Consider the following 13,717-nt stretch of genomic DNA (forward strand, 5'->3'; position numbering starts at 1 on the left):
AGCAAGCGGTCAGAAGGAAGTCCCTCTGACAACGGGAAACACATTGAGTAGCCGTGTGCGGTGAAAGTCGCAAGCACGGTTTCGGATGGGAGGGAGAGTGTGGTAACACATTCTCTCGACCCTACCAAACTACTCTTAAGGTAGCAGCACCCTCTGAAGCGTCAACCGACCATAATCACAAGCAATTAAGTTTGTTCTAGTAACTCAAGTTGCTAGTCATAAATTGTGCCAGTGCTAATGGCTAATAGCTAATTGGTAATTGGATTAAAATGGGATGCACTATTGACAATTACCGATTTACCCCAGTCAGAAACAAAGGTGATGAGTAGACGATTTTTCAGAGAAACCGGGTTTCTTTGTCTAGGGATGTAACTAGCAACTTGGGTTAGTAGATTTCTCCAAAAACTCTTGTGGGATAGGCGTCCCGCCTGTCTTTGAGATTCTTTTTTGGAGAGGTCTAGTAGAAATCCCCTTCCATTTCACGGCGGGGAGGATGTCAAAACTATGCCCAAAAGCTTTACATGCCAAAGTTTTTCAGCCATAAATATCTGGAAAAATCTGGCGCCCGCCAACGAATCCATTATACTTGTAGCTGCCGAAAAACCGAGGCTGTGCCTCAAGGTGGAAGATGTGAGCTATGCTATGTTTTTGTTTTGTCTTCTGTGGTTTCTTCCACTTTGGCATCTTTGTCATTTTCCGGGTTACTCATCTCTTCTTTAAAACCCCGCAAAGTTTTAGCCAAGGCGCGTCCCATTTCTGGAATCTTTTTCGGGCCAAATATTAGTAGTGCTACTACAACAATAATACCCATTTCCGGTAATCCTAAGCCAAACATATCCAGTCTCCTGTTATCTATTAAACTACTCGTTTCGCGTCAGAGGTAATTCTAACCAATCGCTGAGTTCATTTGCTAGCCATTCTAGTTCTGCTTCATTGGCGATCGCGCTCCCAAATTCGTACTTTTGTCCTCCTGCCCATATGACAATTTTAGGATGACTGGAAGCAGAATGAATATACTCAATTTTAGTAATATCCCGTCGTCGCGCTGGTCGAAATAAATTGCGCTTGAAGCCAAACAATTCGTAAGTTTTAGCAATCGATCTCCAGTCTATCCGCAATCGATATCGTCCAAAAAAAGCAAATAAAATCCGCTCTCCCATGATACCCAAAGGAACTAAGTAGGGTAAAAATAGCAAAGCTGTCATGGGATTAGCCGGATTGCTAAAATTTAAAAGCAGCCAAAAAATTAAACTCACCGATCCAAAAGACATGGCGGCGACTGGCAAGGTAAATCCCGTCGGCGGGGCGATCGTTTCGATAGAATATTCATCTTTTTTTACCAAAAATTTGCGTTTTACTGGTTGTGTAACTGCTAAAGCATCAATATCTGTTGCAGACTCGCGTTGTAAATCTTCCAGCGCCTCAAATGCGGAACTGAAACGCCGTTCTAAACTTGGGTGCGTCATCCGCTTTAACCAGCGGTTCAAGCTAGGACTGAGATTAGACAGTTTCTCAAATTGAATTCGCAATTCTTGCTGGGGTAAATCCGCTGGATGCGTCCCCGTGACTAAATAAATTAATGTCGCCCCTAAACTATAAAGATCGGAAGCAGGAACCCCACGTCCGCCAAATTGTTCGGGTGGCATATATCCATAGGTTCCTACTACTGTCATTGTCCCACCTTCCCTGGCTGCCAGGGTTTGCACGGAACCAAAATCGACTAAATAAACTTGCCCGATGCTATGGGCAGAACGGTTGGTTAGTAAAATATTGCTGGGTTTAATATCGCGGTGAATTACAGGTGGTTGACGCCCGTGTAAATCAATTAAGATTTCTAGTAAAGCTTTGGCAACTTCCTTAAGTTCTACTTCCCTGAAAGTCCGTCCGTTTTTGAGATGTTCTTCTAACGATTTGGCTTGGATGTAACTCTGGACTAGGGCAAATCCTTTACCTTGGGGTAGATCGATTTCAAAATGATTTAGATATTGAGGAATCGCCGGATGAGATAGCGCTTGTAAGATCGATGCTTCCCGTTCAAATAACTTGAGGTCGTCCCATTCAAAGTCGCTGCCAAAAAACAGTAGCTTAATTACAACTAATTCTTGCGTGCGGCGATCGCGCGCCAGCAGCGTCCGGCGTCCGGATTTTTTGCCTAGCTGTTTGATTATATCGTAGCGATCGCCTAATATTTTAATTTCCATTTTTTTGCTTTTATATATCTTAAAACAATCTTTTGAAAATCCTCGATCGGGACTTACTCACGAATATCTTAGAAACCGGGTTTCTGCATATATCTTTAGTTATAAAGCGACGATTTTTCCGAAAAACCCGGTTTGTTTGCGTCAGTCCTGTTGCTCTTAGCAGCGCCAAATTTTTACCATGATGGCACTACGGGATTCGGTTGTTGAGGTTGCCATTGTTGATGGTGGTTAAAAACTGCAACCAAAAACAGCGATATAATCAATGCCGCTGCGATCGCTACCCACTGGGGTAATTCTGTTTCGGTTTTGGTGAGTTTCGGTTTATAAGCGTTCATCGTCCCGATCACTGATTTTACTTCTTGATTAGAAAATTCAAACCATTCGCCGTTTCTTCTGACTCGCCTGGTTTTATACTTTGTATGCAGCGCCTTTTCTACCTCCTTTCTATTGCTGATTTGAATATAGTGCAAATATTTTAACTGGTTTGCCGAGCCTGTTTGCAGTTGCGAGATGCGTTTGTTCAGGTTTACTGTTATCCCAATTTTGTAATAGTTTGTTCCAACCTCGTGGATCAGGTAAACGTAACTATTTGGCGATTTTGTTTGGGATATTTTTCTGTTGCGCGACAAGATTTGGCGATCCCCCCTACCCCCCTTACCAAGGGGGGATTAAATTTGTGTCCCAATTAAATTACAATATCTGTTTTGGTTTATTCTGAAGCAAGGTCTATTGATAAACCAAACAGCGGTCAAATTTATTAAGAAAATGTTACAAAGCCCCAACGCTTCTTTGCGCGAACAACAACACCCCCTGATTCGTCAACTGGCTGACTGCATCGAGTCCACTTGGTCACAATACCTTGACCTTTCACCTTACCACTTGCCAGAAGATTTGGGATATGTGGAAGGACGCCTGGAAGGGGAAAAACTGACGATCGAAAATCGCTGCTATCAAACGCCCCAGTTTCGCAAAATGCACCTGGAATTGGCAAAAGTCGGCTCAATGCTCGATATTTTGCACTGCGTCATGTTTCCCCGCCCCGAATACCCGTTACCGATGTTTGGCTGCGATTTAGTCGGCGCTAGAGGACAAATTAGCGCTGCGATCGCCGATCTCTCTCCCACTAACCCAGATCTCACTTTACCCGATCGTTACCGCCACGCCCTCGCCGCCACAAGCGCCCCACAATTCTCCCAACCCCGCGATCTTCCCCCTTGGGGCGATATCTTTTCCGAATTTTGCATCTTTATACGACCGGGTAGTCCAGAGGAAGAAGCACAGTTTCTGGCTCGTGTCAAGTGTTTTTTGGAAATTCACTGTCTCTGTGCGATCGCATCCCAACCCGTACCCAGGGAACAGCGGGTGCAAATTCTTGCCGGACAGCGCAACTATTGCACCAAACAGCAGCAAAACGACAAAACCCGCCGCGTCCTGGAAAAAGCTTTTGGCACTGACTGGGCAGAACGCTACATGACTACGGTTCTATTCGATTATGTGTAGTCATTAGGTTTTTGGCATGGCTAGGAAATTGAACGCTTGAAACGGGTACTGCATCGCTTGCACAAACTTTTCGTAAATGAGCCGCTCTCCATCTAAAAGCCAGTCCTTGAGCAGGAACACTGCGTACCCATGCCTATCTACCAAAAAGTCATAGATGTCTTTGGGGTCGATTTGAAATGCCTGCAATCCAGTTTTGCTACACTCGAACAGTATCGCTGGACGAGAACGTTTTAACAGTTCTTCACCCCCCTGAAGTACAGGCAGTTCGCCCCCTTCCACATCAACCTTGATCAAACCAATCGGGCGGTCAAGTGGCACTAGGTCGTCAAGCCGCTCGCACTTAACCACGATGCGCTCCACTTTCTCCGTACCGGAGTCATGGAACCGCAGTCCGCTAAAGCCAGACCGATCGGGCTGTAGGAAAAACTCTGCTTCGCCTTCCTTGTCGCTCAGAGCTAATTGCATCACCTCTACGTCAGGAAACTTGCGCTTGAGCCAATTGGCTTTGTAAGGAACCGGCTCGATGGCTATGTGGCGACCTCGCGGCGATAGCCGTTTCATCTGTTGCACCACAGACCCCAGGTGACATCCAATATCGATGCAATTCATCGAGTCCTGGATGATTCGCTCCATCAGCAGATCGATTCGCGACGACTCTGCGTAAATTTCCTTTAGCTCTGGATGCTTCAATTTGTTCACTATTTTGGTCAACTCGCGCAAGCGACGAGCTGGGGACTCGAATGGCGTACCAATCAGTTGGTGAGCTATGTATTCCTTTAGCACGATTGTTTATAGTACTCCCTAGCCTGGTCAGCTTTATTTTGACAAATTATCTTCTCAAACAAGCCATTGACAACAATTTGTCTCGTGCTACTATATTGATTAACCAATCAATCAAATAACAAGATTAAACCATGCCAGCCCACGACCAGGTAGAGTTCGAGCGGCGGCGGCAGCAAATTATAGACGGTGCATTGGAAGTCTTTGCAAGTAAAGGCTTTGAAAAGGCAACTAATAAAGACATCGCCCAAGCTGCCAATATTGGCTCGCCTGGACTGATCTACCACTACTTTAAAGACAAAAGCGACCTATTCCAGCAGGTATTAGAACAGCGCGTTCCCCTGCTGCAACTGCTGGCTCACAGCGGTGACGAGATTTTAACCAAACCACCGCAAGAGGTGCTAACCACCTTCGCCAGTGCCTTCCTGAAAACCTTGGAAAACCCGACCGCCGTCGCCATGTTTAAGCTGGTGATGAGCGAAGCATTCCGACAACCGCAAGTTGCCGAAGTGATGAACAACGCTGGCCCAAGTCGCGAGATGGCGTTTTTAAGTCGCTATCTGGCAAAACAAATGTCTGTTGGCGTGCTGAAACCGATAGACCCAGCAGCAGCAGCCTATTGTTTTATTGGCTCTTTGCTGGCGTATATTTTCACGCGGGAAATCTTTCCCCAACCAGATAGCCAGCAACTCGACGCCGAGACGATGGTTAAGACTACGGTTGAGGTTTTCTTGCAAGGAATGCTTGTGACATCCTCCCCGTCCTAATTTTTTGCTTGTCAAGTTGATTAATTAATCAATCAACTTGACAAAAGTTTAAACTCATTGATTCGGATAGCTCAACTGGAGGAAGCGGGGCGAGTCTTTCCGGAGAGAAGCTTAAAGATAGGTAGATAGATCGCACCTCCTGGCTCTTCCTCTGGAAAACAAAATATTAAGCTTAGTAAAGGGGTTGTAAAGAAAAGTTATGCGGCTAGAATTACCTGTTAAAGATAGGCAATGGCTAAAATCTCCAGTCCGCTGGACGCTCCCGCTAGCAATTATGGCGGCTAGTGTGAGTGGGGTAGGGCTATATCAGGTTTATCAACAGACGAGGGTGCAACCGCAAGTCGAAGTACCCGTCGCGGTGGCGCCAGCGATCGCATCGGTAACGGCATTGGGACGTCTGGAACCCCAAGGGGAGGTAATCAAAGTATCTGCGTCGAGTTCGATAGAAGGGTCGCGGGTGGCGCAACTGCTGGTAAAACAGGGAGAGCAGGTGAAAACAGGGCAGCTAGTGGCAATATTAGACAGCCGCGATCGCTTGCAAGCCGGGTTAGAACAAGCCAAACAAGACGTGCGAGTCGCCGAAGCCAATTTAGCCAAAGTTCAAGCAGGGGCGAAAGCGGGAGAACTAGCCGCCCAACGCGCCGAAATAGCCCGCCTGCAAGCCCAGCTGGAGGGGGAAATCAATACCCAAAGAGCAGAAATTAGCCGTTGGCAAGAGCAATTAGAGGGAGAAAGGAAAGCGCAACAAGCCACAATTGCCCGCCTACAAGCGCAACAAACGGGAGACGCAGCGGGACAAAGAGCAGAAATAGCCCGCTGGCAAGCACAGTTAGAAGGGGAAAGGAAAACGCAACAAGCCACAATTGCCCGCCTGCAAGCCCAGTTATTAGGAGAAAAGAGAACGCAACAAGCAGCGATCGCCCGCCTCTCCGCACAGCAGCAAAATGCTCAAACCGAATTTCGCCGCTATGACATGCTATCCCAACAAGGAGCAATTGCGGCCTCTAGAATTGACACCAAGCGCTTGGAATTAGAAACGGCTTTTCAGCAGCTGAATGAAGCCAAAGCCAATTTAAGCCGCACCGAAGCCACGCTGACGCAACAAATTAACGAAGCGAAAGCGAATTTAATCAGAACCGAAGCCACGTTAATTCAGCAAATAAATGAAGCGCAAGCCAATCGTAGTAAAACAGCAGGTACGGTGGCGCAGCAAATAAATGAAGCCAGAGCGAACTTGAGTCGAACCGAAGCAACTTTAACCCAACAAATTAAGGAGGCACAAGCCAATCGTAACAAAACAATAGATACATTAAACGAGCAAATCAAACAAGCGCGAGCGACTTTAACCCAACTTGCCGAAGTGCGTCCTACCGACGTAAATGCAGCGCAAGCAGAGATTGACCGCGCCAAAGCAACAGTGAAGAAAGCGCAAGCGGATTTGGAGCAAGCCTTCGTGCGATCCCCGATTGACGGACAAGTGTTGAAAATTCACACAAAAGCGGGAGAATCTGTTAGCAGTACCAATGGAATAGCTGATATTGGACAAACTGGGCAAATGTATGCGATCGCAGAAGTTTACGAAAGCGATATAGCTAAAGTAAAACTCGGTCAAGCCGCCACAATTAACAGCGAAACAAATGCCTTTGAAGGCGAACTTAAAGGAACCGTCGCTGAAATTGGCTTGCAAATCGGTAAAAAAGACATTCTCAACACCGATCCCGCCGCCGACGTAGACGCCAGAGTTGTAGAAGTCAAAATCCAACTCGCTCCAGAATCTAGTAGCAAAGTTTCTGGTTTAACCTACTCAAAAGTGATCGCCAGAATCATCATTGGTCAGTAGGAGCGGGTTTCACCAACCATCTATACTTAAGGCGACAATTTATCTAAACCCGCGCCTCCGGTTGTTTCTGAATTATTGAACCGCAAAAGACGCTCCAGGACGCAGAGGAAGAGAAGAGAAGACAGAGAAATAATTGGGACCTAACACTCATTACTACGATGGCAAAAATACCTCTCGCTTGGCTCCAACTGACAAAAGAAAAAGTCCGCTTGCTCGTTGCTTTAGCGGGGATTGGCTTTGCGGATATTTTAATGTTTATGCAGTTAGGATTTCGCGATGCGCTGTTTGAAAGTGCGATTACTTTTCATAAAAATGTCCGGGGTGATATTTTTTTAATCAGCAGTCAATCCACCGCTTTGATTGCGATGAAAAGCTTCTCCCAGCGCCGATTATATCAAGCAAAGGCGTTTGAGGGCGTCGAATCGATTACACCCGTTTATCTCGGTTTCGGCATTTGGAAAAATCCCGAAAATCGCAAAACCAGACAATTAATGGTGATTGCATTTAATCCCGCCGCTCAATTCTTTAATCTCCCAGGAATTGCCGAAAATCTGGAGAAAGTCAAAATTCCGGATGTGGTTCTATTCGATTCGGCATCTAGAGAGGAATTCGGACCAGTTGAAAAGTTATTTAATTCCGGACAAACGGTAGAAACAGAAATAGATAGCCGTCGCGTCAGAGTTGGTGGATTGTTTAAGTTAGGAGCATCTTTCGGTGCAGATGGCAACGTCGTCACCAGCGATTTAAACTTTCTGCGGATCTTTTCTCGACGGGACAGAGGTTCGATTGATATTGGCGTGATTAATTTAAAACCCGATGTCAATAAAGCACAAATTATCACCAATATGAAGAATTATTATAAAAATGCATATCCCGATGTTTTAGTGCTATCCCACGAAGAATTTATCCAGTTTGAAAAGAAATATTGGGAAACCGGGACATCGATTGGATTTGTGTTCTTTTTAGGTACGACAATGGGATTTATTGTCGGGACGGTAATCGTGTATCAAATTCTTTATACCGATGTGGCGGATCACTTGGCTGAATATGCCACGCTCAAAGCAATGGGGTATAAGGATTTGTATTTACTGGGGGTGGTATTTCAAGAAGCGATTATTTTATCAATTTTAGGGTTTATACCGGGATATGGGGTGGCAACTGTTTTGTATACATTGACGCGAAATGCTACCAGTTTGCCGATGGTAATGACAATAGCTAGAGCGGTAACAGTGCTGGTTTTAACGGTAATTATGTGTACGATATCGGGTGCGATTGCGGTGCGGAAACTGCAAGCAGCCGATCCGGCAGATATTTTTTAAATGGCTAATTGCTAATGGCTAATTGCTAATTGGGAATTGGTAATTGCGGTCCCAGGCGGGGAATTGGTAATTGGTGAAGAATTAACAATCAAAGGGCAACAAAATGGAAGTGACGCTGACTGAAACACAGGCTATAAGTGGAAACCGCTGGGTTAGCGAACCAGTGATTGACATTAAAAATGTGAATCACTATTTTGGTAAAGGTTCGCTCAAGAAACAGGTATTATTTGATGTCAGTCTGGAAATATATCCGGGGGAAATTGTACTGATGACGGGGCCTTCTGGGTCGGGGAAAACCACCTTGCTGACGATGATTGGGGGTTTGCGATCGCCGATAGAAGGCAGTCTAAAAATTTTAGGTAAAGAATTAGTAGGAGCGAGTAAAAATAGGTTAGTAGAGGCGAGGCGCAATATTGGCTATATTTTCCAGGCGCACAACTTGCTCAAAAGTTTGACAGCCAGACAAAACGTGTTAATGTCGCTAGAGTTACACCCTGGGATTTCTAACAAAGAAGCGAATGCTAAAGCCAAAGCCATGCTAGAGGCAGTCGGGTTAGGTCAGCGTATCGATTATTACCCGGAGAATTTATCAGGGGGACAAAAACAAAGAGTGGCGATCGCGCGCGCCTTGGTCAGCCATCCTAAAATTGTTTTAGCCGACGAACCTACCGCCGCATTAGACAGCAAATCGGGTCGCGATGTCGTCGAATTAATGCAGCTTTTAGCCAAAGAACAAGGCTGTACCATATTAATGGTGACTCACGATAACCGGATTTTGGATATTGCCGACCGCATCGTGCATATGGAAGATGGTCGTTTGGCAAAAGATGCACCCCTGGGGGTGGTATCTCATTAGTTAAACTGCTCAAACTATTTTGCGGTTTTTTTAGCCGGATTGACTGGTGGGCGCGTTTGGTTTGGCTTGGCTTGGGGCGTCCTACCATTGGCGGGTAGGGGCATTTTAGGGTTAGACTGGGGCGCGGTTTTGGGTGCAGGAGGCTTGTGATCCCCACCAGGCGTCGGACGTTTGGCAGCAGCAGGCTTTTGACCGCCAGCAGGCGCTTGCTGTTTGGATGGCGCCGGAGTCGGTGGTAGCATATCTGCTGCGGGTGCGGACACTTGCCTTTTAGTGGCGAAGCTGACGTTTACCCCTTCATTCGATTGTTCTAGCACCAGCAAAGGTGTAGGCTTGGCTTTTTGATCCCATTGGATTTGCACAATCCGACCTTGAATCGTCGGTTGCCAATTATCATTTTCCTCAGAAGGACTCAAGTAAGTTTCAATGCAGTCGATAATTTGATTAATTGTCACCGAAGTCGCCTGGGTGGGTAACTTCATTAAGCGAATTTGAATCCGGAACAACACGGCCTTTTTAGACTTCGGGCTATCTGCCGTCTGATACTCTACATCAAATGTTTCATCGACTTGCCTGCCTGCGGTCGTGGCAATTCCAATGGCAGCTTGTTGCGCCTGAGTGGGACGCAACGCGATGGAAATTTTTTCTTTTACCTTGACCTTAATTTGATTGACAATCGCAAAGTGAAATACTTCCTCAGACATCCGCATCCGCAGATAGTCGAGGTTGAATTCTCGCGAGTGAACCAAATCGGGATTGGTTTCCATTTTCCGAATCGTTTCCAGAGCCAGTTTTAACTTTTTCTTGACATCTTCGCTTTTAAACTTTTCCATTCGCAGTTCTTTTGCCAGCTTTTTAACCTGGATAAAAGAATATACTCCTAAACCAACGGTCAATAAAGCCAATACCCCGGACGCTCCCATCCAGATTGCATTTGGCGGGAGATTATTAGTTTGATCCTTGGGGGGGGCAGATCCTAATTGCGGTTGTATGAGAATAATTGGTTTTGACATGGTCGGGCGGGTGATCTGAAAAAAATAGGTCTGTTTATAGAATGCCCATTAGGAAGGTGTTGTCATCATCAGTAAAGTCACCAAATACTAATGATTTTAGGGGTACTCAGTGTTTCCACTGAATACGGTAGTTGCACTCCTGAATGTCATTCCCGACAACTGAAGCTACTGGAAATTTATACCATTTTTCTAAATAATGTTACCTATTTTGCCTGGGCGATCGCCCATAGGTCAAGATCGCATGGGTGGCTAAATTATAACCGATAGCCTCAATGCCTATGACTCGCCTTGATGGGTGAAAGGCCCAATCACCAGGGAGACTGGGAAAGATCCTTGTCATAGAAAGCTAGGAATCGAGGCAGCGGGCAGGTTTTTTATCGCTGGCGATAATATGTAAATCGATATTTTTGAGCAGTCGCACTAGCTGTTGCGTTAAAGAGCCTCTTAGCAGCAACTTCCAGCGCGAGCGCGGGCTTTTCCCAACTACAATCTGAGTAATGCGGTATTCTGTTGCTACGTTAGCGATCGCGTTGGCGATATCATAGCTGGTGACGCGCAAAAATTCGCCGCTAAATTCCTGACACAGCTTTTCGCAATTGTGAATGTGCAAGCTTTCTTCCCTGGTGAGAAATCGCTCCGGGTTATCCACAAATAAAACATAAAGACGACCATTCATATAACTGGCAATTCTTGCCCCTCGCCGAATCAACTGGACTGAATTGGGATTAGTGGAGATACAGACTAAAACCCGTTCGAGGATGTTGCAATACTCCCCTTTAGAATTTGCACCGATCGCTTCTTGTTCGATTGCCTCCTCTTCAATATTGTCTGCGACTTCCCGCAAGGCTAACTCTCTAAGTGCAATCAAATTGCGACGCTGGAAAAAGTGTTGTAAAGCTTGGTCTATTTTATGGGGGGCGTAGATTTTTCCTTCGGTTAGACGTTCTTCTAAAGTTTCTGGTGTCACGTCCACGACAACAACTTCATCCGCTGCTTCTAAAACGCGATCCGGAATGCGTTCGCGTACTACAATTCCCGTAATTCTAGCGACGATATCGTTCAAACTTTCTAGATGCTGAATATTGACAGTTGAATAAACATCTATGCCTTTTGATAAAATATATTCCACATCTTGGTAACGCTTTTCTCGCTGAGAACCCGGTACGTTAGTATGCGCCAATTCATCAATTAAAGCGAATTGAGGCTGGCGCGCCACGACAGCATCGGTGTCCATTTCGGTTAGGGTGATGCCAGACACTGTTATTTGTTGGCGCGGCACTATTTCTAAACCAATTGCTTGTTCTGCGGTTTCTTCTCTGCCGTGGGTTTCCAACAATCCAATGACGACATCAATGCCTTCTTCTTTTAGTTGCTTGCCTTCTTGTAACATGCGGTAAGTTTTACCAACGCCGGGAGACATGCCGATAAATATTTTATGCTTGCCGCGACGCCTTTTGCGATCGCCACTCATTTCGCTGGAATAAAGCATAATTGCTAATTGCTAATTGCTAATTGGTTAGAGAAATTGGGTTTCTAGTTTCGGTATTCAGTATTCGCGATCGCTGAGTAATTCTTGAGGGATTAATTGCTTTTTAATCGCAATTACGGCTGCTCTGGTGCGGTCGTTAACGCCTAATTTGTGCAATATTGTATGCACGTGTACCCGCACCGTACCGGGGGCAATATAAAGCAGGTTGGCTATTTCTTGATTGGTTTTACCCGCTGCAATTAAGGCGAGGATTTCTTGTTCTCGCCTGGTGAGATGGTTAGTTTCATCTTCTAGATCGGAAGTAGTAGAATGATTGCTACAATTGGCTCTAATTTCTGCCGTTGCGGTTGAGTCCCACCAAGAAGCACCCGCCGCCACCGAACGAATGGCTAAAATGAGCGTTTCCGATGGGACGCCTTTTTGAGAATAACCTTGGACTCCGGCTTCAATTAACCTGACAATCAGAGATTTTTGCGTGCGGGAAGTCAGGACTAAAATCGGTAGGTTGGGTTGTGCTTGTTTGAGTTGACGACAAGCTTCGATGCCGCCAATTCCTGGCAAACCGATGTCAAGAACTACGAGATTTAAAGGATACTGTTTTGCCAATTCTACAGCAGTTTCGCCATCTTCGGCTTCGGCAACAATTTCCATTCCTGGTTCTCGTTCGAGTCTGGTTTTTAAACCCAAACGGAATAGTTCGTCATCTTCCACAAGGAGGATTTTAATTGAGGCAGCGGGCATTTTATTTAGATGAATGCGGCTGGATGGGAAAAGCAGGTAATCGGAAACAAAAGATTGCTCCATTGGGAGAACGACTCTCCGCCCAAATTGTACCGCCATGTGCTGCGATAATTTGACGAGTTAGATACAAACCCAAACCCGATCCAATGGCTGCGCGATCGCTTTCTCCTTGATAAAATCTCTCAAACAGGTGGGGTAGTTGATCCGCTGTTATCCCCGCACCCGTATCGATAATTTTGGCAACTTGATAAGCAACTCCAGGCTCCAGCACAATTTCCACTTTACCGCCCCGTGGGGTATGGTTAATGGCATTGGTTAGCAGATTGGCAAATACTCGCCCTAGTTGAAATCCATCTCCATTTACCCATAAATACTTGCGAAACTCCGAATCGCCGTAGTTAAATGAGAGGTGAACGCGACGGCTTTTAGCGAGGTCAAATAGCGTTGCTGCGACTTCCTCTGCTATCGTGACTAAATCTACCGGAGCGAGTTGGAGTTGCAATCCTTCCGTATCGTTGCGGTAAACATCTAATAAAGTTTCTACCAGTTGCAGACTTGTTTGGTGACTGCGGATAATCGTTGCCAAAACTTTTCGCTGTGCCGGGAGAATTGCACCAAAGTGTTCTTGCTCGAACGCTTTGAGAGTTTCTATTGCACCTAATAGGGGTGTTTTCAAATCGTGGGTGAGGGTAGAAGCAAAATCTTCTCGCAGACGGGATAATTTTTCCCCAGCTTCTAGTTTGGCTTGCTGTTGAGCGATCGCTTCTTGATAGCGACGATTGCGATCGCTTAAAAATCCCGTTACTGCCAATGCTAACACCGCGATTAGCCTGGATGCGATCGTTGGTGCTTCCAGACCATTTCCGCCCGAACCCCACAGCGCTACCATGGTTAAAACCACCGCTACGAGGGTAAATTGTACCGTTGCTGACCGATTCAACCCCGAGGAAGCGAGTAAAATTGGCCCGATGTAAAGATAGCCGAATACGTAGCTGGGGGGCGTGGAGAATTCTAAGATAGCGATCGCCACAAACAGTCCCACGATCGTCCAGAATACACGCCACTGCGGATCTTTTAGCTTCCGAGTCCACCTGCGAGGTAAAGCTTTAGGCAATAACTGAAGCGACATCTGGGAATTTACCAGAGTAGTTAGGGTTTCTATTATATCTATTTTTGCCCGTTTAATTCAAAATATATTCACTGGTATATTT

Annotated in this window: 13 protein-coding genes; 5 read left to right on the top strand and 8 right to left on the bottom strand. The window is 45.9% G+C overall.

Annotated elements, in window-relative coordinates:
* Positions 1 to 640: 640 nt before the first annotated feature.
* From MiSe_RS03335 to MiSe_RS03345, 3 genes are all read right to left on the bottom strand, one after another.
* Complete coding sequence (locus MiSe_RS03335) at positions 641 to 835, bottom strand: TatA/E family twin arginine-targeting protein translocase (protein WP_226574766.1); 195 nt, start codon at positions 833 to 835, stop codon at positions 641 to 643.
* A gap of 25 nt (positions 836 to 860) precedes the next feature.
* On the bottom strand, positions 861 to 2,201 hold the full coding sequence (locus tag MiSe_RS03340; RefSeq protein ID WP_226574768.1) for a serine/threonine protein kinase: 1,341 nt from the start codon (positions 2,199 to 2,201) through the stop codon (positions 861 to 863).
* Positions 2,202 to 2,374: 173 nt separating this feature from the next.
* Positions 2,375 to 2,830 carry a GIY-YIG nuclease family protein gene (locus tag MiSe_RS03345; protein WP_226574770.1) on the bottom strand — a complete coding sequence of 152 codons (456 nt, stop codon included), beginning with the start codon at positions 2,828 to 2,830 and terminating at the stop codon, positions 2,375 to 2,377.
* A 136-nt stretch (positions 2,831 to 2,966) separates the two neighbouring features.
* Between MiSe_RS03345 and MiSe_RS03350 the strand changes: the two genes are divergently transcribed.
* Positions 2,967 to 3,701, top strand: a complete 735-nt coding sequence (locus MiSe_RS03350; protein WP_226574772.1) for a phycocyanobilin:ferredoxin oxidoreductase — start codon at positions 2,967 to 2,969, stop codon at positions 3,699 to 3,701.
* Positions 3,702 to 3,704: 3 nt separating this feature from the next.
* Here MiSe_RS03350 and MiSe_RS03355 read toward each other — a convergent pair whose 3' ends face one another.
* Entirely contained in the window at positions 3,705 to 4,484 is a 780-nt protein-coding gene (locus MiSe_RS03355; RefSeq protein WP_226574774.1) for an FkbM family methyltransferase, read from the bottom strand.
* A 131-nt stretch (positions 4,485 to 4,615) separates the two neighbouring features.
* On the opposite strand from MiSe_RS03355, the gene MiSe_RS03360 reads away from it, so the two are divergent.
* From MiSe_RS03360 to MiSe_RS03375, 4 genes are all read left to right on the top strand, one after another.
* Positions 4,616 to 5,248 carry a TetR/AcrR family transcriptional regulator gene (locus MiSe_RS03360; protein WP_226574777.1) on the top strand — a complete coding sequence of 211 codons (633 nt, stop codon included), beginning with the start codon at positions 4,616 to 4,618 and terminating at the stop codon, positions 5,246 to 5,248.
* A 199-nt stretch (positions 5,249 to 5,447) separates the two neighbouring features.
* Complete coding sequence (locus MiSe_RS03365; protein WP_226574779.1) at positions 5,448 to 7,088, top strand: HlyD family efflux transporter periplasmic adaptor subunit; 1,641 nt, start codon at positions 5,448 to 5,450, stop codon at positions 7,086 to 7,088.
* Between the two features lie 158 nt (positions 7,089 to 7,246).
* Positions 7,247 to 8,407 carry an ABC transporter permease DevC gene (devC, locus tag MiSe_RS03370; protein WP_226574796.1) on the top strand — a complete coding sequence of 387 codons (1,161 nt, stop codon included), beginning with the start codon at positions 7,247 to 7,249 and terminating at the stop codon, positions 8,405 to 8,407.
* 103 nt (positions 8,408 to 8,510) lie between these two features.
* A complete protein-coding gene (locus MiSe_RS03375) occupies positions 8,511 to 9,263 on the top strand; it encodes a DevA family ABC transporter ATP-binding protein (RefSeq protein ID WP_226574798.1) in 753 nt (250 codons plus the stop codon).
* 14 nt (positions 9,264 to 9,277) lie between these two features.
* Here the strand turns inward: MiSe_RS03375 and MiSe_RS03380 are convergent, their stop codons facing one another.
* From MiSe_RS03380 to MiSe_RS03395, 4 genes are all read right to left on the bottom strand, one after another.
* Positions 9,278 to 10,276 carry a hypothetical protein gene (locus tag MiSe_RS03380; protein WP_226574800.1) on the bottom strand — a complete coding sequence of 333 codons (999 nt, stop codon included), beginning with the start codon at positions 10,274 to 10,276 and terminating at the stop codon, positions 9,278 to 9,280.
* Positions 10,277 to 10,622: 346 nt separating this feature from the next.
* Complete coding sequence (locus MiSe_RS03385) at positions 10,623 to 11,765, bottom strand: universal stress protein (protein WP_226574802.1); 1,143 nt, start codon at positions 11,763 to 11,765, stop codon at positions 10,623 to 10,625.
* 57 nt (positions 11,766 to 11,822) lie between these two features.
* Complete coding sequence (locus tag MiSe_RS03390; RefSeq protein ID WP_226574804.1) at positions 11,823 to 12,506, bottom strand: response regulator; 684 nt, start codon at positions 12,504 to 12,506, stop codon at positions 11,823 to 11,825.
* Between the two features lies 1 nt (position 12,507).
* Positions 12,508 to 13,635, bottom strand: coding sequence for a sensor histidine kinase (locus tag MiSe_RS03395; protein WP_226574806.1), 1,128 nt, complete (start codon positions 13,633 to 13,635; stop codon positions 12,508 to 12,510).
* Positions 13,636 to 13,717: the final 82 nt, after the last annotated feature.

Source organism: Microseira wollei NIES-4236, assembly GCF_020521235.1.
In the GTDB taxonomy this organism is placed as follows: Bacteria; Cyanobacteriota; Cyanobacteriia; order Cyanobacteriales; family Aerosakkonemataceae; genus Microseira; species Microseira wollei.